Annotated in this window: 12 protein-coding genes; 7 read left to right on the top strand and 5 right to left on the bottom strand. The window is 72.4% G+C overall.

What is annotated here, in order from left to right:
- The first annotated feature begins 298 nt into the window (after nt 1–298).
- The 3 genes from AQJ11_RS07670 to AQJ11_RS07660 all read left to right on the top strand — a co-directional run bounded on the left by AQJ11_RS07670 (nt 299) and on the right by AQJ11_RS07660 (nt 4,303).
- Nucleotides 299–1,525, top strand: a complete 1,227-nt coding sequence (locus AQJ11_RS07670; RefSeq protein WP_059262352.1) for a cytochrome P450 family protein — start codon at nt 299–301, stop codon at nt 1,523–1,525.
- Nucleotides 1,526–1,665: 140 nt separating this feature from the next.
- On the top strand, nt 1,666–2,679 hold the full coding sequence (locus AQJ11_RS07665) for a 2-hydroxyacid dehydrogenase (protein ID WP_059262351.1): 1,014 nt from the start codon (nt 1,666–1,668) through the stop codon (nt 2,677–2,679).
- 1,003 nt (nt 2,680–3,682) lie between these two features.
- Complete coding sequence (locus AQJ11_RS07660; RefSeq protein WP_059262350.1) at nt 3,683–4,303, top strand: sugar O-acetyltransferase; 621 nt, start codon at nt 3,683–3,685, stop codon at nt 4,301–4,303.
- Nucleotides 4,304–4,341: 38 nt separating this feature from the next.
- Here the strand turns inward: AQJ11_RS07660 and AQJ11_RS07655 are convergent, their stop codons facing one another.
- On the bottom strand, nt 4,342–5,865 hold the full coding sequence (locus AQJ11_RS07655) for a class I adenylate-forming enzyme family protein (protein WP_244218150.1): 1,524 nt from the start codon (nt 5,863–5,865) through the stop codon (nt 4,342–4,344).
- A 234-nt stretch (nt 5,866–6,099) separates the two neighbouring features.
- On the opposite strand from AQJ11_RS07655, the gene AQJ11_RS07650 reads away from it, so the two are divergent.
- Genes AQJ11_RS07650 through AQJ11_RS07635 form a run of 4 tightly spaced genes read left to right on the top strand, consistent with a single transcriptional unit; the run spans nt 6,100 to nt 11,661 of the window.
- Nucleotides 6,100–7,725 carry an NAD(P)-binding domain-containing protein gene (locus tag AQJ11_RS07650; RefSeq protein WP_078611878.1) on the top strand — a complete coding sequence of 542 codons (1,626 nt, stop codon included), beginning with the start codon at nt 6,100–6,102 and terminating at the stop codon, nt 7,723–7,725.
- Nucleotides 7,722–8,885 carry an alpha-hydroxy acid oxidase gene (locus AQJ11_RS07645; protein WP_059262349.1) on the top strand — a complete coding sequence of 388 codons (1,164 nt, stop codon included), beginning with the start codon at nt 7,722–7,724 and terminating at the stop codon, nt 8,883–8,885. Before AQJ11_RS07650 ends, AQJ11_RS07645 begins: the two co-directional genes overlap by 4 nt.
- Nucleotides 8,879–10,339 carry a cytochrome P450 gene (locus tag AQJ11_RS07640; RefSeq protein ID WP_059262348.1) on the top strand — a complete coding sequence of 487 codons (1,461 nt, stop codon included), beginning with the start codon at nt 8,879–8,881 and terminating at the stop codon, nt 10,337–10,339. Before AQJ11_RS07645 ends, AQJ11_RS07640 begins: the two co-directional genes overlap by 7 nt.
- Before the next feature lie 44 nt (nt 10,340–10,383).
- On the top strand, nt 10,384–11,661 hold the full coding sequence (locus tag AQJ11_RS07635) for a cation:proton antiporter (protein WP_058083409.1): 1,278 nt from the start codon (nt 10,384–10,386) through the stop codon (nt 11,659–11,661).
- Nucleotides 11,662–12,039: 378 nt separating this feature from the next.
- Here the strand turns inward: AQJ11_RS07635 and AQJ11_RS07630 are convergent, their stop codons facing one another.
- The 4 genes from AQJ11_RS07630 to AQJ11_RS07615 all read right to left on the bottom strand — a co-directional run bounded on the left by AQJ11_RS07630 (nt 12,040) and on the right by AQJ11_RS07615 (nt 21,296).
- On the bottom strand, nt 12,040–13,692 hold the full coding sequence (locus tag AQJ11_RS07630; protein ID WP_059262347.1) for an ATP-binding SpoIIE family protein phosphatase: 1,653 nt from the start codon (nt 13,690–13,692) through the stop codon (nt 12,040–12,042).
- Nucleotides 13,689–14,705, bottom strand: coding sequence for a PP2C family protein-serine/threonine phosphatase (locus AQJ11_RS07625; RefSeq protein ID WP_059262709.1), 1,017 nt, complete (start codon nt 14,703–14,705; stop codon nt 13,689–13,691). Before AQJ11_RS07625 ends, AQJ11_RS07630 begins: the two co-directional genes overlap by 4 nt.
- Before the next feature lie 800 nt (nt 14,706–15,505).
- Nucleotides 15,506–18,484, bottom strand: coding sequence for a glycoside hydrolase family 2 TIM barrel-domain containing protein (locus AQJ11_RS07620; RefSeq protein ID WP_059262346.1), 2,979 nt, complete (start codon nt 18,482–18,484; stop codon nt 15,506–15,508).
- Nucleotides 18,485–18,566: 82 nt separating this feature from the next.
- Nucleotides 18,567–21,296, bottom strand: coding sequence for a glycoside hydrolase family 38 N-terminal domain-containing protein (locus AQJ11_RS07615; RefSeq protein ID WP_059262345.1), 2,730 nt, complete (start codon nt 21,294–21,296; stop codon nt 18,567–18,569).
- Between the last annotated feature and the right edge of the window lie 7 nt (nt 21,297–21,303).

Below are 21,303 nucleotides of genomic sequence, written 5' to 3'. Positions count from 1 at the left end.
GGTCCCCGGGCCCGCGCGGGAGCCAGGGATAGGGCAGCCCCACCATGTCGGCATCGCTCCTGCGGTGTTGGTCGACGCCGTCCACGACGACCGCGTCCACCGGCTCGCCCGCGGTCCGCGTGTACCCCTAGTACACCGCGGGCCCGCGAACGGCGTCAGCGGTCCACCCTGCGCGCCGACCGGAGGCGGCGGGGCCCCGTGTGGGGCAGGCCATGCCGCCGGGCCGGGAAATCTGGGTATACACCCCTGAACAGCGACAGACACGTACATATGGTCGCTGCCTGTTCCGGGAGGCACCATGAGCCAGCAGCCAGTCCTTCTCCCTTACGCCGACCCGGCCTTCGTGGCGGACCCCTTCCCCCTCTACCGGCGACTCCGCGAGGAGGGCCCCGTCCGCCGCGCGATCATCGCCGGCGGCCTCGACGCCTGGCTGGTCACCCGGTACGAGGACGGACTCGCCGCCCTGTCCGACCCGAGACTGAGCAGCGATGTCCGTGACGCCTCCGACCCCCGCCTCATCGAACAGCTGCCCGAGTTCGAGCGGGAGTCGATGCTGAGCACCATGCTGCGCTCCGACCCGCCCGACCACACCCGGCTGCGCCGCCTGGTGTCGAAGGCGTTCACGGCGCGCCGGGTCGCCGGGCTGCGGCCCCGGATCCAGGAGATCACCGACCGGCTCCTCGACGCGGTCGTCCCGACCGGCCGGGCGGAACTCGTGGCGGACTTCGCGCTGCCCCTGCCGGTCACCGTCATCAGCGAACTGCTGGGCGTGCCGGTGGACGACCGTTACGACTTCCAGCGGTGGACCGACGCCATGCTCGTGCGCGGGGAGGAGATGCCCGACCCGGTCGTGGTCGACGAGGCGTGGCACCGGATGCGCGCCTACCTGGCGAAGCACCTCGAAGCCAAGCGTGCCCGGCCCGGGGACGACCTTCTCAGCGCGCTGATCAACGCCCACGACCACGAGCAGCGGCTGAGCCACGACGAGCTGATCGCCATGACGTTCCTGCTGCTGGTGGCGGGCTACATCACCACGGTCAACCTGATCGCCGGCGGCATCGCCGCGCTGCTCACCCACCCCGGCCAGCTCGCCCTCCTGCGGGAGCGTCCGGAACTGCTGCCCGACGCGATCGAGGAGTTCCTGCGCTACGACGGCCCGGTCAGCCCGGGCATCGCCCGTTTCGCGCGCGAGGACGTCGAGATCGCCGGCGTGACCGTCCCGCGCGGCGCGACCGTGCTCATCGCGTCCGCCATCGCCGACCGTGACCCGGCGCGGTTCACGGAACCCGAGCGGCTGGACATCACCCGGCGGGACAACGGCCACTTGGCCTTCGGGCACGGCATCCACTACTGCCTGGGCGCGCCGCTGGCCCGGCTGGAGGGCCAGGTCGCCGTCGGGACGGTCCTGCGCCGCCTGCCGGACCTGGCCCTGGCCGTGCCGCCGGCGCAGCTCGCGTGGCGCCCCGGCGGCCTCCGTGGCCCGGCGCGGCTGCCCGTCACGTTCACCCCCGGCGGCCTGGGCTGAAAACACCGCCGGCCGCCCCTCGGCCGCCTCGGCGCCCCTGAGCCGGACGGCCCGGCTGGATGGCCCCATCGGCCTCATCCCCCGGGGCCGTCACGACCTACGGTGGAGGCGAGATCATCCGGGGCGACGGAGGAGACCAGGTGGAGATCGTTGCGTACGGCGTCCTCGCCGACGAGGAGCCCCTGCTGCGGGAGACGTTCGACAAGGCCTTCGCCGACCGTCACGAGCTGCGCTGTCTCGGGCTCTTCCTGGACCGGGACACCGTACCGACCGCACTCGGCCACGAGGTGGTGATCAGCGGCGTCAACGACACCCTGGACGCCGAGGTGCTGCGGGCCCTGGCCGAGGGCGGCACCCGGATGATCGCCCAGCGGTCCACCGGCTACAACAACATCGACCTCGGCGCCGCCCGGGAACGCGGCCTGTCGGTGGCCCGGGTCTCGTTCTACTCGCCGTACTCGGTGGCCGAGTTCGCCTGGACCCTCGCGCTCGCCGTCGACCGCCGGATCGTCCGGGCGGTGCAGCGCACCCGGGAGTTCGACTTCCGGCTCGACGGGCTGATGGGCCGGGACCTGCGTGGCCGCACGGCCGGGGTGGTGGGCACCGGCAAGATCGGCGCCGCGTTCGCGAGCATCGCCCGCGGCTTCGGCATGCGGCTGCTCGGCTGGGACATCGCCGAGAACCCCGACTGCCTCGCCCTCGGCCTGGAGTACGTGCCGCTCAGGCGGCTGTTCGCCGAGGCGGACCTGGTCAGCCTGCACGTTCCGCTGCTGCCCGACACCCACCACCTCGTCGACGCCGAGGCCCTGGCGGTGATGAAGGACGACGCCCTCCTGATCAACTCCAGCCGGGGCGGCCTCGTGGACACCGACGCCCTCCTGCAAGCCCTGCGCTCGGGGCGGCTGCGCGGCGTCGGGCTCGATGTGTACGAGGAGGAGGCCGGCGTGTTCTTCCTCGACAAGTCGCTGGAGGTCATGACCGACGAACGCCTCGCGAGGCTGATGACGTTCAGCAACGTGCTGGTCACCTCGCACCAGGCGTACTTCACCAGGGACGCCGTCGGCCAGATCGCCGAGACCACGGTGGCCAACATCGAGGACTACTTCGCCGGCCGTACCAGCGACAACACGCTGGTACGGCCAGTGACGGCATGACACACGGTCGCGGCCGTGCGCGGATTTGGCCCCCGCTGGTCCGCCGCCCCGGGAGTGGCGGACCAGCGCCTGTGAAGGCGCCGTCGCGGGGTAAACGGAACCTACGCTTCCAGTGGTTCGCGACGGAAGACCTGGGGGTGTGGTCCGCCTCACACCGGCCCAGCGGATCTGTCGGCGAGACGCTGACCTGCCGAAACGTAAGGGATCACGGCAGGTTGGCGCATGCGGACGCCGCTTGTCCCACTATCCGGGCGAGCACTCCGGCTACGGACGTGGACAGCGAGAGGACCGCACGGAACACGGCCCCGGCGCCGGGCGGCGCGGCGGTGACGAGGACAGCAGGCAGGAGGCCCGTGGTGACGTCCCGGCAAGGACGCGCTCGCCGAGCTGCGAGCACGCCCGGTCGACGCCCTGGCGCGGTCGCGGCTGAGCGAGCCCCGGCTCGCCCCACGCGCGGGACTGGGCCGTACGACCGTCCGGGTGGCCTACCGGGACGGCGCGCCCCCGCCCACCCCTGCACCTGGCGGTTACGCCTCGCCTTCCGTCCCGACGGCGGACAGGCGTTCGTCGTGCGGCCACCCGGCCGGTACCGGACCAGCGGTCTGCCGGTCGTGGGGCCGGCACCTGTCCTCGCCTGGCAGTGGCACGCGAAGCCGCCCGCCTTCGCGCCGACGACCCGGGACCTCGGATGGTGCCGGGTGGGGCGAGGGCGCGCCGCGGCCCCTCGACCCGCTGCCGGAAGGCGGGACGCCGAGGCACCCCGCGTACAGGACGGCCTCAAGGCCGCGTTCGTCCCGCCGTTGCCGGTCCAGGCCGAGGGGGCGATGCTGTTCGGCCACGGCTTGGCCCGGGGACACCTGCCCGCCCCCGTGCATTGGCCCCACTTGAGGTCCGCAGGGCCTGGAGCCGTGTCCACAGGTGCACGTAGGCTCTGGACGCGCACGGTCGACCACGGCGGCGTCGGGCCGGTGCCCGAGGGGTTGGACGAGGGGAGCGTTTCGCGGTGACGCAGGCTCACGAGGAAGAAGTGCTGGCCCGGATCGCCAAAGGGCTGGTCTACACCGAGTCGGAAGCGGCCTTCCAGGCCCCTCGGCGCCGTACCGAGGAGATCTTCGAGTACAACCACACACCACCGAGCCACACGGAGAAGCGCCGTGCGCTGCTCGTCGCGATCTTCGGCTCGGTCGGTGAACGCACGGCGCTGCTGCCGCCGTTCCACGCGGCGTTCGGCAGCAACGTCCACATTGGCGACGACTTCTTCGGGAACGTGAACCTCACGTTCGTGGACGACGTGGACATCCGCATCGGCGACGGTGTCATGATCGCGCCCAGCGTCACCCTGACCACGACGGGACACCCGGTCCACCCTTCGCGACGTACCGACTCCGGCCGGTTCTCGGAACCGATCGTGATCGAGGACAAGGTCTGGATCGGCAGCAACGCGGTGGTCCTGCCGGGCGTCCGCATCGGGTACGGCTCGGTCATCGGCGCCGGCAGCGTCGTCAGCCGCGACATCCCCCCGATGACCGTCGCGGTCGGAACCCCGTGCCGGGTGCTCCGCCCCATCACGGAGGAGGACCTCACCACACGCGCAGCCGGGCAAGAGGCCGCACCGACGTCGTGACGGCAGTCCACCGACGGGCCGAGCGGGGCTTCGTCCCCTCAGCGCCCCTCCAGCGAGGCGCGCAACGCCGCCTTGTCCGGCTTGCCGCTCGCGGCCACGGGAACCTCGCCGATGCCGATGACGCCGACCGGGACGGCGGCCTCGCCGAGTTCCCGGGCCACCAGCCCGCGCAGCGCGTCGGCGTCCGGCACGGCCCCGGGTTGCGGGACGACGAAGGCGTGGATCGCCTCGCCGGTCCGGTCGTCCGGGACACCGACGACGTACGCCTGGTCGATGTCGGGATGGGAGGCCAGAACCCGCTCGATGGGACCCGCGTAGTGGATGACGGCGTTGACGATGACGATGTCGCGCGTGCGCCCGGACAGCCGCAGATACCCCCGCGCGTCGAGCCGGCCGAGATCCCGGGTACGCACCCAGCCGTCCCGCAGGACCTCCGCGGTCTCCTGGGGGTCCTCCCAGTAGCCGTGGAACGCGTCCGCCAGCCGGACCCACACCTCGCCCGTCCGGCCCGTGGGGAGATCCCGTCCGCCGGGATCCCGCACGGTCATCTCCACGGTGTCGAGCGGGCGTCCGACGCTGTCGGCGAGGCCGGGATCGGCGGCCAGCTCCTCCGGTTCGAGGACGGTCAGCATGCCCGTCTCCGTCTGGCCGTACGCGTGGTGGACCACCGGCCCCAGCAGTGCGGCCGCCTCGGTCAGCCGGTGCGGGGCGAGCGGGGAGCCGGCCACGACGAGGGCGCGCAGGCTGCTCGTGTCCACGGCCCGGTCGCGCACGGCGTCGAGGATGCCGTACAGGCGCGGCACCGTCGTCATGCAGGCGGTGATGCGGTGGTCGGCGAAGACCTCGGGGAACCGCAGGGGCTGGTCCGGGATGACGGCGGTGCCTCCGCCGAGCAGCGACAGGCAGACGTGTTCGAACATGACGGCGCTGCTGAGCGTGCCGAACAGCAGGAAGCGTGCGTACCGCGCCGCGAGGCGCCGGGTGCGATCGGTCCAGCGGGCGGGTTGCAGGGCCCAGTCCTCCGACAGGGCGCCGTAGGTCACCATCGTTCCCTTGGGCCGGCCGGTGCTGCCGCTGGTGAGGTGGATGACGCCGGTGCCGTCGCGGTCGCCCCGGGCGGTGAGGTCGTCGGGGCCGGGCGTGCCGGGTGCCGGGGGCCATGCCGCGCCGCTGGTCTCCAGCAGGGGGATGCCGCCCGCTTCGGCGGCCAGTTCCGGCCGGCTCGCGGCGTCGTCCGTCAGGACGGCGGCGATGTCGCGGGCGAGGATGTCGCGCAGGTGCTCACGGGTCAGTCCGGGGCGCAGCGCCACCACCTGGCAGCCGACGACATGGGCGGCCACGCGGACGGCGAACGCCTCCGGCGTGACACCGGTGTCCAGGGCCACGCGGGATCCGGGGGTCAGTCCCGCACCGCGCAGACCTCTCACGAACCCGGCGATCAGGTCGAGCACCTGCCCCCGGGTGACCGCGCGTCCCCCGTACTCGAAAGCGGGCAGGTGGGGAGCGTCGCGGAACGCGTCGACGAGCGCTTGCGGAAAGACTTTCCCGGGCTTTTCGTCCACTTCGTCTCCACTCTGGGCCGGAAATCGACGTAAAGACAGTGTGAATGACTGGAAAACGACCATGCGGGGTGTGCGCGGCGCACTCGGTCCGCCAATCACGCCTTCACGTTAACGGACGGGGGAAATCCACCACCCCCACAGGGGTGTGACCTATGTCACGCAGGGTTGGGGTGGCCCTGTTCTTTAACAGTCAAGTACCGTCTTTCCCGCCCCCACGGAAGGCAGGAGAAGGCCATGTCTGATTTAGGGCAGGTTGACTATCTCGTCATCGGCGGCGGCCCCGCGGGCCTCCAGGCCGGGTACTTCCTCCAGAAAAGCGGCAGAGATTACCTCATCGTGGAGGAGAGCGACGCTCCCGGCGCTTTCTTCACCCGTTTCCCCAGACACCGGACCCTTATTTCCTCCAACAAGGTGCATACCGGTTGGAGCGATCCCGAGATGCGTCTGCGCGTCGACTGGAACTCCCTGCTCTCGGACGAGGGCCCCCTGTTCACCGCGTACTCCCCGCGGTATTTCCCCCCGGCCGACGACATGGTCCGCTACCTGGCGGACTTCGCGCGGGCGCACGACTTGCGCATCCGCTTCAACACCCGTGTCACGCGGATCTCCCGGCCCGACGGTGACCTCTTCACGGCGACCGACCAGGATGGCAACGTTGTCCGGGCCCGGCGCGTCATCGTCGCCACAGGCGTCTCGCGGCCGTACGTGCCGCCCATCGAGGGCGCCGAGGAGGCGGAACACTACGACCAGGTGTCCGTCGACCCCGCCGAATTCACCGACAAGCGGGTACTGATCATCGGGCGGGGCAATTCCGCGTTCGAGACCGCGGACAATCTCATCGAGACCGCCGCCGTCATCCACGTCGCCGGACCCGGCTCCCTCAAACTCGCCTGGCGGACCCATTTCGTCGGACATCTCCGGGCCGTCAACAACAACTTCCTGGACACGTACCAGCTCAAGTCCCAGAACGCCGTACTGGACGGCGACATCCTGCGGATAGTCCGGAAGCCCGACGGCACCTATGTGGTGAGCGTGAAGTTCTCGCGCGTCGCGGAAGTGGTGAAGGACATCTCGTACGACCGGGTCATCCTTGCCACCGGATTCCGGTTCGACGCTTCGGTCTTCGACGACGACTGCCGCCCCGAGCTCGTCATCAAGGACCGTTTCCCGCGGCTCACCGACGCCTGGGAATCCGTGAACGTGCCCGACCTGTATTTCGCCGGCACCATCACCCAGTCCCTGGACTTCAAGAAGTCGACCAGCGGCTTCATCCACGGTTTCCGGTACGGCGTGAAGGCGCTGCACCGCATCCTCGAACGCCGCTACCACGACCAGGAATGGCCGCACACCACCCTGCCCGCAGCCGCGGGCCCCGTGACGGACGCGGTCATCGAGCGGGTCAACCGCACCTCGGCACTGTGGCAGCTGTTCGGGTTCCTCGGCGACGCGGTGCTGGTCGGCACCGACGGCGAGGTCCGCTACTGCGAGGAGATCCCGGTGGCGCACCTCCACGCGGCCGCCGTCCGGGGCGAGTTGGGGAACGTGGCCTCCTACTTCACCGTCACGCTGGAGTACGGCGCCGACCACGACCAGGTCGACCCCTTCGACATCACCGTCAGCAGGACGCCCCAGCAGGACACCAGCGGCCTCGACGCGCGCTATCTGCACCCGGCGGTACGGCAGTTCCTGCCCGACGGCACCGGCAAACCGGTCGCCGAGCACCACATCACGGAGAACCTGGAGAACGAGTGGGACAACCCCGACGTCCACGTCGGCCCGCTGCGCTCCTTCCTGGCCTCCCGGCTGTCCGCAGGGGACGACCTCCCGGCCGGCGAGGAACTCGCCGCGCCCCGGGCATGACCGGCCCGCACGCCGGCCCGCCGCACGATCCAGCCGAGTCGGCACGCGAGAAACTCAGGCCCGAGCACTACGACTACTTCGCCGGCGGCGCGGGCGAGGAGACGGCGCTCAGGGAGAACGAGGACGCCTTCGGCCGGCTGGCCCTGCTTCCCCGGGTGCTGCGCGGCGGCACCGACCGCGACACCCGGGTGAGCGTGCTGGGCCGGCGGTGGCCGGCGCCGCTCTTCGTCGCGCCCACCGCCTTCCACCGCCTCGCCCACCCCGACGGCGAACTGGCCACCGCCCGCGCCGCCGCCGCGACCGGCACCCCGCTGGTCACCGGCATGGCCGCCACCACCGCCGTCGCGGACGTCGTCACCGCGGCCCGCGAGACCGACCCGGACGCCGTGGTCTGGTTCCAGCTGTATCTCCAACCGGAGCACGAGGTCACCGCCGAACTGGTGCTCCGGGCCGAACGGGCGGGGTGTTCCGCCCTCGTCGTCACCGTCGACTCACCCGTCTTCGGCAGGCGCACCCGGGACCTGCGCAACGGGTTCCACGACCTGCCGCCCGGTCTCGCGGCCGAGAACATGCGGGACCTGCCCGGTGCGGCACCCGGCGAGACCCGCGACATCGCCATGCGGCCGGCCGGCTGGGACGACCTGGCCGGGCTGCGCGAGCTGACCGACCTGCCCCTCGTCCTGAAGGGCGTCCTGCACCCCGAGGACGCGCGCGCCGCCGTCGAGCAGGGCGTGGACGCACTGGTCGTGTCCAACCACGGGGGACGGCAACTCGACGCCGCCGCGGCATCGGTCGAGGCACTCCCGGCCGTGGCCGAGGCCGTCGCCGGACGGGTGCCGGTCCTCATGGACGGGGGAGTGCGCCGGGGCACCGACATCGCCCTGGCCCTCGCCCTCGGAGCCCGGGCCGTCGGCGTGGGCCGGCCGGTGCTGTGGGCTCTGGCCACGGGCGGCGAGGCCGGCGTACGGGAGGCGCTGACGGCCCTGCGCGAGGACTTCGACCAGGTGCTCGCCCTCTGCGGCGGGCACCGGCCGCAGGACCTCACGGCCGACCAGGTGGTCCCGCGCGGGCTGCCGTACCGGCCGCAGGGACCCACGGCCGACCAGGGCGCCCCGAGCGGCCTTCCCCACCGGCCCCGGAGAGGAGAACGCGCATGGTGAGCAGGCGAACGGCGGCGGCGCTCGCCGCGGGCGGCGCGCTGCTGCTGTCCTCCCCGGCCTGGCTGCCCGGCAAGGTCGTCGCCCTGCGCACGAAGGTCTTCGCCCGCGTCAACGGCGACGAGGGCATGCTCCTCCCCGACGCCACCTTCGGCCCCGACCGCTTCCAGGAGGTCTACGGCCACCCGGCCGCCGGGGGCCGCAGCAAGGGCGCGGCACTGTCCGACCTGTTCTGGTACTGGCTCGCGCCCGGCGCCGACGTCCACCAGGAGCACCTGGAGGCCGGACCACGCTACGACGAGGTCGCCCGCCGGACGCTCGCCATCCTCTCCGGCCCCTCGGCGGAGCTGTACGACGCCGCCGCGCGGCACACCCGGCGGGCTCTGGACGCGGCGGCCACCGGCCGCGTGCGCACGGTACGGCTGCGCGATCTGATGATGCCGGTGTGGGCCGAGTTCTTCTACGGCCTGGTCTTCGGGGAACCCTGTCCGGCCGAGGCCCGGCGGCTGATCGTCGCCCACGCCGAGGACGTCGTCAACGCCCTCAAGTGCACCCGTCCGCGCCACATGCGCCGCAGGAACCGGCTCACCCGCTACCTGCTGCGCCGCATCGCGGCCGGTGACGTACCGCACGCGCTGCCCGCCGGCCTGACCCGCCGCCAGCAGGCGTACTACCTCCAGGGCACCTTCTTCAACACCGCCGTCGTCCAGATGTCCGAGGCGATGGCCCACCTCCTGCTGGTCCTGGCCCAGCACCCGGACGTACAGGAACGCGTGGCGGCCACACCCGACGACGACCGCTACCTGACCCATGTCATGAACGAGACGTTCCGGCTCTACCCGCTGTTCGGGGTGGCCCACCGGATCACCACCGCGGACATCGCCCTCGACGGTCTGCCCACGATCCCGGCGGGCTCCGTCCTGACCTTCAGCTACCCGGACTACCACGCCACCGGCTACGCCGACCCCGAACGCTTCGACCCCGGACGCTGGGAGACGCTCTCCGCGAAGAACGCCCACCACATCCCCTTCGGCGTCGCCGCCAACCGGCCCTGCCCCGCCTGGCGCCTCGCACCCGTCGTCATGCGCGCCGCGACCCGCGAGGTACTGGCCCGGTACGTGCTCGACTCGCCCGTCAGCCACACCCGCTCCATCCCGCACCGCGCTCCCTGTCTGCTCCTGCCCCGGGACCGGCCGGTCCCGGACCGCCCGCGACGCGTCCTGCGCACGGCACTGGCCGTCCGCGACCGCGCCGAGGACGTCGGACGCAGCCTGCTGCAACTGCTCTTCGGCACCTGGATGGTGCTCGACGCCCGCCGCACCAGGCCCGCCGCGACCTACTTCGCCCGGTACGACACCGAGGGCCGCCCGCTGGACGGCGACCACGGCTCGCCCGGCACCGCGGCGGGACCCGGTCAGGCCCCGGCCACCTGCCCCTACACCGGCCGGAGCGCCTGACAGCGGCAACACCCCCCTCGCGTCTCCTCACCAAGGAGTCACCGTTGTCGACCACCGAGATGGGCCCGGCGTTCTTCCTCGCCGCGGCCGTCATCCTCACCGCGTGCCGCCTCGTCAGCCGGCTGCTGCGCCCGCTCGGCCAGCCACCCGTCGTCGGCGAGATGGTCGCCGGCGTGGCCCTCGGCCCCTCCGTACTCGGCCTCCTCTCGCCGGGCCTGGAGAAGGCCGTGTTCCCGGACGAGATCCGTCCCGTGCTGTACGTGGCGGGACAGGTCGGCCTCGTCGTGTTCATGTTCATGTCCGGATACGAGTTCCGTACCGACCGGCTGCGGTCGGTGGGCCGTACGGCGGTGCCCGTCTCGGCGGCCGGCATCGTCGTGCCGCTCCTGCTGGGCAGCGGACTGGCCTGGGCGGCGCACGACGCGGTGGACCTCTACCCGGACGGGATCTCGCCCATGGTGGGCGCGCTGTTCGTCGGCGTCACCGTAGCGATCACCGCCTTCCCGATGATGGCCCGGATCATCACCGAACGCGGCCTGACGAACACCCGCTTCGGATCGGTCTCCCTGGCCGCGGGCGCACTGGACGACGCCGTGGCGTGGGTCCTGCTGGCCGGGGTGCTCAGCATGGCCGGCAGCGGTGTGGACACCTTCCTGCGCGCGGTGATCGGCACGGCCGGTCTCGCCGTGTTCCTCGGGATCTTCCTGCGCGTCCGGCCCAGGGCGCTCGACCGGGCCCGGCGGCTGACCGAGGACCACATGCTGCTGGTCACCGTCCTCCTGCTGTTCCTGGCCGCGTGGTACACCGACCGCATCGGCCTGTACGCCGTGTTCGGCGCCTTCAGCCTCGGTGCCGTCTTCCCCCGCGACCCGGTGGTGACCCGGGCGGTGGAGGCCGTCGCACCGGTGAGCCGGATCGTGTTCCTGCCCCTGTTCTTCGCCTACTCCGGCCTCAACACGGACTTCACGCTGCTGTCCGACGGCAAGCTGTTGCTGTTCACCGCGGCCTGTGTGGCGGTGGCGATCATCAGCAAGTTCGGTGCCTGCTGGGCCGCGGCGCGCCTGCTGGGCGAGCCGCAGGCCGTCGCCGTCCGCGTCGGCACGCTGATGAACGCGCGCGGTCTGATGCAGCTCATCGCCATCAACGTGGGCCTGTCCGCGGGCATCGCCTCCCCGGCCCTCTTCGGCGTCCTCGTGATCGTCGCCCTGGTCACCACGGTGATGACGGCCCCCCTGCTGGCCCTGCTGGACCACCGCGACCAGAGCCGCCGGCCGGAGGAGGCCCCCCTGGCGGGGATGACACCGACCGGGAGGGAGCCATGACGTCGTCCGAGGGCCTACTCCCGCACGCGGACGTGGGTTCCACGACCGGTACCAGCGGATGGGCCGGCTGCGGCGAGCGGCCGTTCCGGTCGGCGGCCCGGGGCCGACCTGCCCGGCGCATCGATGATTGAACTGCGACGGGCTTTCGCAGCCGACGCGGTGGGCGATATCCGTGACGCTCCCCGAACGCGCCCACAGAAGTGTCGGGCGGTGCGCAGGCGCGGCGTTTTCTGGAACTGGAGCGGTGTGCGAGCCGGTTGTCGGCCTGGCCGATGCGCCGGGTGAGCGCGTCACACCCTCCGCGACCGTGGCCGTGCGGCCACCGTCCCCCACATGTTCGAGGACGACTGTGCCGACGGTGTCAGCCGGACCGCCACCTCATGGGCGTCCGTGCGCCGGCGTGCCGTGGCCGTCGGCAGGGGCGTCGTCCGGCGTTCCGGGCGGTGCGAGGTGTTGTTCCGCCCACACGGTCTTGCCGTCGACATGGTGGCGGGTGCCCCAGCTCCGGGTGAGCTGGGCGACGATGAGGAGTCCGCGTCCGCTCTCGTCGAACGTGCGGGCCCACCGCAGATGCGGGGAGGTGCTGCTGTTGTCGGAGACTTCGCAGATCAGCCCTGTGCCCTGGAGGATCAGGCGCAACCGCACGGGAGGTCCGGCATAGCGGACGGCGTTGGTGACGAGTTCGCTGACGATGAGTTCCGTGGTGGCGACGGCCTCCTCAAGGCCCCACGCGGCCAGCTTCGCCGCGACGTGCTTGCGCGCCTCGGAGGCGGAGGCGAGGCCGGCCGTGAGCTCCCAGGTGGCGACGTTGCCGCTGCCGAGCCTGCGGGTGCGGGCGGCGAGCACGCCGGCGTGGGCGTGACGCCCACCGGACAGCAGCGTGTCGAGGGCTGCCTGGCAGATGGCGCTCAGGCTGGGCTGGGACCCGAGGTCCGCCACGGACAGCGCGGTCGCGACGGTTTCGTCCGCCGGCCCGGATCCCCCGGGGCTGTGTCCGCGCAGCACGAGCACACTGCCTTCGGGGAGACGGACCTCCGTGGTCTCCACGGGCGGCCGTGCGTGTCCGAGCGGCGGGCTGGCCGGCAACCCGACCGTGGTGACGACGCCGTCGGGCCTGATGACGGTCGGAGCCGGACACCCGGCGCCGGCGAGGGTACAGCAGCCGGAGACGGGGTCGTAGACCGCGTACAGGCACCTCACGGTGACCTTGGACGCGCCCGCGCGGTGCCGGCCCGCGCCGTCGGCGGGACGCAGCCGGGTGAGCACGTGCTCCAGGCGGGTGAGGAGTTCCTCCGGTTGCAGGTCGAGGTCGGCCAGCGTGCGTACCGCGGCGCGCAGTTCGGCGGCGATGGCAGGCGTGGCGGCCCCGTCCTCGACGCAGCCGGCGACGAGCGCGACGCGGGCACCCGGCAGCGGTATCGCGTCGAGCCAGTAGGCCTGCGCGCTCGCCGTGCCGTCGTCGGCCGTGCGGCGAGCGGCGAGATCCACCGCCGCGGGCTGCGGCAGGAGGTCCAGCGGCAGATCGGTCACCGAGGGCGCGGGTGCGCCAGGGGGCGCGCTGTCGGCGGACTCCGCAGGCCGCTCCGCGGGGGCGGGGGCCGAGCGTTGGGGACGCAGGCGCGCCTGGCAGACGACGAGGCTGAGAACGAGGGACAGCGCAGCGGCGGCGATCACGACCGTTCGGCCGCCTTCCGAGACGCCGTGGATCGCGAAGCCGTAGACAGCCACGCTGGCCACCAGCGTCGCCGCCCCGATCGTGAGGGTGCCCCCAAAGGGAAGCAACGCGGCGGCCACCAGGGGCGCAGGCACCGAGTAGGCGGACCAGCGGACCAGGCCCCCCGCCGACGCGCCCAGTTGGACCGCGCAGGCCGCGCACAGGTAGACGGCGAGCAGCGAGCCCGGCTGCCACAGCAGGCGTCGTACGGTGGCCATCCTTGTCACGGTCCCTTCAGGGTCGGCCATGTGCAGGCGGGACACACGGGGCGGGGGGTCGTCGTCGCTGGTCATGCCGCTGGTCATGTCACTGGTCATGCGGTCGCCTCTGGTGCGGGGCCGGTGAGGGTCGCCGGGGCGTGGCAGGAGCGGGCGGGGGAGTGCACGGCCACCATGGCGAGGTCGTCGTCCAGGTGCCGGCCCGTGTAACTCCTCAGGTCCTCGCTGATGTCCTGGAGGAGGCCGTGCGGACACTGCCACGGCCAGGCGGCGGCGCGTTCGAGGACGGGGTAGAAACTCCCGGTCGCGTCGCGGGCCTCGATGAGCCCGTCGGTGTAGAGCAGCAAAGTGTCTCCTGGGGAGAACGCGAAGGTGGCGAGGGGGAATTCCTCCGCCGTGCCTCCGGCCAGGCCGAGCGGCGGAGCGGGTCGGGTCACACACAGCGCGGTCACGGGGCCGCGTCGGTTCACCAGGGGCGGGGGATGTCCGCAACTGACGATCCGGACGGTCTCCTCCCCGTCGGGGAGTTCGACCAGCAGGGCCGTGATGAAGCGCTCGGCGCTGTCGGACGCCCACTCGGCGATCTCGTCCAGGTGCCTGCGGACGCTGCGCTCCAGAGCAGCCGCCAACTCCGGGAGCGTCGCGTGCTGATGGGCCGCCTCGCGGAACGCGCCGAGCAGGGCGGAGGCGTCCTCCAGGGCCGGGAGGCCCTTGCCGCGGACGTCGCCTATGAGGATGCGGGTCGCGCGGCCGGTGCGGGCGGCGGCGTACAGGTCACCGCCCACCTGGGCGTGCGCGGTGGCCGCCCGGTACGCCGACGCGACACGCAAAGAGCCCAGTCTGCGGGGGAGGGGCCGCAGCAGAACCCGCTGGGTCGCCTCGGACACGGCCCGCACCTGCGTGAGTTCCCTCAAGTCACGGTCGTGCAGGGCGCGAGCGGCGATCACCGAGGCGGAGACGGCCAGCAGGGCGCCGATGTGTACGGGCAGCAGGGGGGAACGCACCAGCCCGTCGTGCCAGTCGGCGAGGACCACGGCCGCACTGGCGGCCAGCGCCATGACGACCGTGTACCGGGTCCGCGCGACGGCCGCGGTGAAGGTGGGGGCGGCCACGAGGAGTGGTGAGAGGTGAACGGCCAGGGGGGCGAAGGACGCCGCCAGAGTGATCGCCGTGATCAGCAGGAGGGGAAGGGCCAGCTGGGCTCGGGCACCGTCGGCGACGGGTCTGCCGGTACCCGCGGGACCGGGCCGGAAGCAATGTCGCCACCGGTGCCGAAGTCTCCGCGGCAGACGGCCCTCGCGGCCCTCCGCGGCCGGTGCCGGGACACCGCGGGAAGGAGATTTCATGGGGGGTCCTATGAGGGTTCGAACCTCATGAGCGCCGGGGATTCCCTGGCGCTCCTTACCGTATTCATGGCGCCTTCTTACCATAATGCGAGAAACGGTTTCCGCTATGCGGACTCAAATGTGCGACACCCGAAGGCACGAGTCAAGCGCGCGGTGCCCCCATGAGCCCGCTGGGGCGCAGGACGCTGGGCTGTACGGGGGGCGGCTGGGTACGGCGCCGCTGGTGTGGGGGCACGTGACAGTACGGGACATCACCGAACGCCGGCAGCTCGAAGTGGAACGAGCCGGACGCTACGAGCAGCAGCGACGCATCTCCTGCACGCTGCAACACAGCCTCATGCTGGACACGTTCGTCGGCGACCTGACGGACCAGCTCGTCACCTGCGTCCGAGGAGACGACCCAGCCGATGCCCCCGGACGGCACCGTCGCGCTCTACACCGACGGACTGGTCGAGAGGCCCGGCACCGACATCGAGGTGCGGATCGAGGAACGCTCCCACCGATCCGGACACCCTGGACGCGACCGCGGCCCACCTCGTCGGCAGCCTCGTCCCTGGTGACGCCGTTCAGCGGTTCGCCGAGAGGCGCAGTCTGATCGTGCGGGCCTCAGGGCGAAGCGCGAACCCGGGCCGCACGTCCGGTCCGCAGGACCGCGAACCGAGTCCGTGCTGCGCCGCGTCGATGATCAGGTGGCTCGTCGTCGACTCGGGGAGCTCGAACGGGTGCCTGGCCCGGGCGGTCTCCTGGGGGGTGTGGCGGCTGAGGGTGAAGCCCGGACGACGTCCGGACCTGTCCGGGACCGCCTCGACGCGCAGCACCTCGGCGCCGCCGCTCAGCAGTGTCAACCGGCGCAGTCGCGAGCGGTGCCCGGTCTCCTGGGGGCGCGCGTAGCCGGCCGAGAGGTCGTGGACGCCCGCGGTGAAGCGACCCGTGCGCGCCGCACGCAGACTGTCGGGGTAGGACTCGAAGGGACCGAGACCGAACCAGTCGGCGCCGTCGACCGGAGCCGTGCCGTCGGGGAAGCCGAAACGCACACCGATCCGTGGCCACACCGTCCCCCAGCCCCTCGACGGCTCGATCTCCACGAGCAGTTCCAGCCCGCCGTCGCCGAGGAACCAGACGGACTCCACCGTCACCGACGGGGCGGAGCCCGCCGCGGCGACCTTGTCGATCGTGCGCAGGGCCCGCGCGCCCTGCTCCACGCTCACGCGTCGCGTCGTCAGCCGGTCCAGGCCGTCGCGGCGCCACAGATCGGCGTGGGACACTCCGGCGACGGCGGCGTCGCTGTCCTCGACGCGGTCGGACGCGCTCTCGTCGTTGTCCGTCGGCGCCCGGAACAGTTCCAGCCGTGGGCCCGTCACGGCGCGGCCGGCGAGTCGTACGAGGGATCCGTCGACGAACTCGGCGATCCCCAGCGTCAGGGTTCCGTCCCCCGGCCGCCAGTCGGTCCGGGGCCGGGCCGCCGCAGCGGTACGGGGCGCCGAGCTGTCCCGCTGGGCCGTCGCGACCACGTGCCCCTCGGGAGCCCAGGCCGTCGCGGCCGCCAGCACCGCGTCCACCGTGAACCACGTCTCGGCGTCCGGTGACACCCGGATCGGTGGCAGCGGCACCCGCTCCGAGCCGCCCGGTGCGACGACGGGGACCTCCAGGTCACCGCTGTCCACGGGCACCCCGTCGTGCTCGACCCGCCAGCGGAAACGGAGGTCGCGGGTGTCGGCGGAGTGCCGCAGGTTCGTGACCGTGACGCCGTCGTCGCCGAAGTCGAAGCGGATCGGCTGCACGACCGCCTTGAACTCGTGGAGGCCGGGCGTCGGCACGTCGTCGCTCAGCAGCATGCCGTCCATCACGAAGTTGCCGTCGTGCACCACCTCTCCGAAGTCGCCGCCGTAGGCGTAGTACGGTGTCCCGTCCGGGGCGCTGGTCAGGATGCCGTGGTCACGCCACTCCCAGACGAATCCGCCGTGCACGCGCGGGTACGCGTGCACCAGGGCCTCGTACTCGTCGAGTCCTCCCGGCCCGTTGCCCATCGCGTGCGCGTACTCGCACAGCAGGAACGGCTTGGCGCGCTGGCGGGCACTCTGTGCCGGAGTGCAGTGCGCCAGCGCCGAGCGGGCCCCGTCGGCGCCGATCTGCTCGATCTCCGGCACCGATGCGTACATGCGGGAGTAGACGTCGGTGTACTCGCCGGTGTGGTCGCCCTCGTAGTGCACGGGGCGTTCGGTGTCGCGGGCGTGGACCCACGCCGACATGGCGGCGAGGTTGCTTCCCGTCCCGGCTTCGTTGCCGAGCGACCACATCACGATGCTGGGATGGTTCTTGTCCCGTTCGACGGTGCGCTCGACGCGGTCGAGGAGCGCCTCGCGCCACGCCGGGTCGTCGGAGGGATTGCCGGCCCAGCCGGCGCTCTCGAAGCCGTGCGTCTCCAGATCGCATTCGAGGACGACCCAGAACCCGAGTTCGTCGGCGAGGTCGAGCAGCCGGGGGTGCGGCGGGTAGTGGCTGGTGCGGATGGCGTTCACGTTGAACCGCTTCATACGGGCCAGGTCCGCCCGCGCGTGCTCCTCGTCGAAGACGCGCCCGCGCTCGGGATGGGCCTCATGGCGGTTCATCCCGTGGAACACGACGCGGCGGCCGTTGACCAGGAACCGGTCGCCTCTGATGTCGACCGTGCGGAACCCCACACGCAGGGCGATGCTCTCGGCGGCCGTCGAGACGGTGGCGTCGTAGAGGCGCGGCTGTTCGGCCGACCAGGGCTCCACGCCGGCGACGCCGAGGGGGGCCACGTCGGCGGGCGTCGCCCAGACCTGCTCGACGCCGAGTTCGGGGATGCGCAGGGTGACCGGGAACGCCGCCGCCTCGGCCGTGACCTCGGGGTCGATGCGCCCGCGCCCGTCGTCGAACCCGGTGCGCAACCAGACGTCCTCGATGCCTCCGGCAGGCCGGGCGATCACGGTGACGTCCCGGAAGATGCCCGGCAGCCACCACTGGTCCTGGTCCTCCAGGTAGCTGGCCGCCGACCACTGGTGCACCCGTACCGCGACGACGTTGCCGCCGGTGCGCACCGCCGAGGTGACGTCGAACTCGTGGGCGAGCCGGCTGCCGCTGGCGCTGCCGATCTCCACGCCGTTCACCCACACCCTGAAGAGCGACTCGACCCCGTCGAACCGCAGCACGACGCGCTCGGCGTCCGACCAGTCGGCGGGCAGGTCGAAGTGCCGCCGGTAGTCGCCGGTGGGGTTCTCGTCGGGCACGTGGGGCGGGTCGAGCGGGAAGGGGTACCGGATGTTGGTGTAGAGCGGCCGGCCGTAGGCTCCGTCGCCCTGGAGTACCCAGTGGGAGGGGACCGGGATGCTGTCCCAGCCCCGGTCGTCGAAACCCTCGGCCGCGAAGTCCTCGGCCTCCGACGCCGTGGGCGACAGCCGGAACCGCCAGGGACCGTTCAGTGACTGGGAGGGAGCGTCGGAGTGCAGCCACGACCGCGCGGGACGCAGGGCCCCATGGCCGGGTGCGAGGTCCGTGACAGGGGAGACAAGCCTGGAGGACACGAGGTCACCACTCTCTCTCGGGTGCGAGTGTGCGAGGGCGCGAGGGCGCGAGCGGGCGCGGTCGAGCGGCCGGGGCGACCGGTCAGCGCACCCTCAGGGTGCGGATCTCCCACGGGGCGAGGTCGAGGTGGAGCCCGTCCCGCACCGGCGTATCGGCCAGGGGCCTGCCCAGCAGGTCGACCGTGGTGGCTTCCGTGAACGGGCCGGTGACGCGGACGTGCGACCCCGTGTCGCTCATCGACGTCAGCCGGATCTCGGTACCGGCTCCGTGATCGGCGTCGGTGACCCGGCGGACGGCCGAGACGAGGACGTTCGTGCCGTCGACCCGGATGCCGGTCGCGTCCGGGGGCAGCTGGCCCCCGGCGGGGGCGGTCCCTCGGGCGACGAGTACGTCGTTGCGGAACTCCTCGGCGCGCGCGACCGCCTCCGCACCCTCCCAGCCGTCCGCCGAGGGCAGCACCGCGAACCGGTTCTCGATGCGCATGCCCAGGTCCTGCGCACCCGGTGCGGGGATCTCGCTCGCCGCGGGCTCGTCACGGAGGGGGTGGATGTTGACACTGATCGAGCCGATCGCGCGCAGCAGGGTGAGGGCGAGTTCGGAGCCGCCGTCGACGAGTTCGTACTCACTGGAGTGCGCGAGCAGGACGTGGGCGGCGCCCGCCGACACGAAGGAGCCGGCCGGGAAGGTCGGGATCGGGTACTCGCCCCAGCCGCCCTCGGCACTGAGCCCGCGCTCGGTGACGGCGAACTGCCCGGCCGAGGCCGACGTGTCCACGGGCTCGGGCAGCGGCACGTGGAAGCGCAGCCGGTGGTCGGCGGACTGGTTGAGGAACGCGGTGGAGACACGGACGAACGGCTCCCCGGCACGCACTTCCACCAGCGTCTCCACCGGCGTCGGCACGGTCCGGCCGCTGCGCAGATCGCGGTCGGAGGAGAGCTCCGCGGGCCACTCGTAGACGCGGGTGACGCGCACCCTCGCACGCAGCGGACCGCTTTCCAGGAGCTCGACGCCGATCTCCGCAGGCTCCGACAGGAGCACGTCCCGGGCCGGAGGAGCGTAGTTGTAGCTGTCGCCGCGGTCACCGCCGTCGACGAGCCGGCCGACCCCGCGCAGCACGGTGCCGTCGGCCCCGGTCACCTTCAAGGTGCCGTCTTCGGCGACTTCGACCTCGACCAGCCCGTTCGACAGTGCGCGGCCCGTCGCCGTCGCCGGAGCGGGTGCCGTCGCGGGGGCGGCGGGCCGGTCGCTCGGCGCGACCCGGAAGCTCGCCAGCCCGCAGGCGGGGACGCGCACGGGCACCAGCGCGGTGGCGCGGGCCTCCTCCAGCGTCAGCACCCGCCACTCACCTGGATGCGCGGCAGCGGCGGCGGCGACGTCCCGGCGCAGGATGAGCAGGTCGAACGGTCCGCTGGTCGGCACTTCGGCGAGGTGGAAGACGAGCGAACCCGGGGTGAGTTCGTAGCGGTCGATCAAGCGGCCGAAGAGTTCCCGGCGATGGATCCGGCGCAGCACGCGTTCGAGCTGCGAGGCGTCCACGCGCTCGTCGCTGAGTACGGTCGGGGCCTCGGAGATCAGTTGCACGGGGTGTTCGAGGCCGTCCGCGGTGGTCGCGACCAGTGTGCTCCCCGCGGGCGGGGCCGCGACCTCCACCTCGACCAGCGCCTCGCGGGGGAACGGCAGCGGATTGGCGACCAGATGACCGTCGCTCGGCACCAGGGCGGCGGGCTCGGCGAGCGCCGCGTCCCGGACGGCGCGCGCGATCTGCGCGGCTTCGGCGAGCCGTGCTTCGACCTGGGTGCAGGTCTCGTCGGTGCCGGAGCCGACCACCGAGTCGTGGGCCGTCGACTCGATGATCTTGTGCCAGGCGAGCGAGAGGAACGGCGAGTCGTCCCGCCCGGACCACAGCGCGTTCACCCGCTCGGCCTGGTCGATGGTGCGCTCGGCCACCGCCATCCGCTGCTTGAGCCCGAGCCGGACGGACAGCACGCCCGGCAGGATGTTGCCGCGCACATGACTGCGCAGCTCACCGGTGACGACGGTGGCCGGCTCGTCGCGCACGTGCCGGCGGACGTACTCGTCGAGCGTGGCGATGGTGATGGCGCGGTCCGGGCCGGCCGCGCGCCGCAGCCAGGCCGCGAGCCGCGGGTCGGGCGCACAGTGATCGGTGCCGGCCATCGCCAGCACCGGGTCGCCGCCCCATCGCTGGGCCGTCATCTCCGCGTACTCGCCGAGCGCGCGGCCGATCCGGTCGGGTACCAGCAGCAGGTCGAGGCCGTTGTCGTAGCCGTCGAAGAGGAACTCCGTGCGCACTTCGGAGCCGTCGGGAGCGCGCCAGCGGAACGCGTGACCCTCGACGGCACCGGGCACACCACGCCACAGGGCCGCGTGCTCGATCCCGGCACGGGCCAGGATCTGCGGCATCTGCGCGATGTGGCCGAACATGTCCGGCAGATAGCCGATGGGCATCGCCCCGCCCAGGCCCTCCGCGACCGCCCACCCGAGCTGGAGGTTGCGGACGATGGTCTCGCCGGAGCAGAGGAACTCGTCGAGCAGGATCAGCCACGGCCCGATGGCGAGCCGGCCCTCGCCGACCAGGGCCGCGAGACGGTCGCGGTTCTCCGGGCGCATCTCCAGGTAGTCCTCGATCGCGGCCATCTGACCGTCGACGGTGAACCGGAAGTCCGGGTCCGCCTCGGCCGTCTCCAGCACGGTGTCGAGGGCGGTGACGAGCCGGTGCCGGAACACCTGGAACGGCTCGTACCACTCGCGGTCCCAGTGGAAGTGGGGCACGAACACAGCCGCTTCGGACATGGCGACA

The sequence above is a fragment of the Streptomyces corchorusii genome (assembly GCF_001514055.1).
GTDB classification, from domain to species: Bacteria; Actinomycetota; Actinomycetes; order Streptomycetales; family Streptomycetaceae; genus Streptomyces; species Streptomyces olivaceoviridis.
Note: the sequence above shows the minus strand (reverse complement) of the source record. Positions and strands in the feature narration are given on the sequence as shown.

Excerpts from the sequence above, each read along its gene's own strand:
- AQJ11_RS07640 (WP_059262348.1), top strand. The coding sequence starts at position 8,879 with ATGGTGAGCAGGCGAACGGCGGCGGCGCTCGCCGCGGGCGGCGCGCTG.
- AQJ11_RS07650 (WP_078611878.1), top strand. The coding sequence starts at position 6,100 with ATGTCTGATTTAGGGCAGGTTGACTATCTCGTCATCGGCGGCGGCCCC.
- AQJ11_RS07630 (WP_059262347.1), bottom strand. The coding sequence starts at position 13,692 with ATGACCAGTGACATGACCAGCGGCATGACCAGCGACGACGACCCCCCG.
- AQJ11_RS07645 (WP_059262349.1), top strand. The coding sequence starts at position 7,722 with ATGACCGGCCCGCACGCCGGCCCGCCGCACGATCCAGCCGAGTCGGCA.
- AQJ11_RS07615 (WP_059262345.1), bottom strand. The coding sequence starts at position 21,296 with ATGTCCGAAGCGGCTGTGTTCGTGCCCCACTTCCACTGGGACCGCGAG.
- AQJ11_RS07670 (WP_059262352.1), top strand. The coding sequence starts at position 299 with ATGAGCCAGCAGCCAGTCCTTCTCCCTTACGCCGACCCGGCCTTCGTG.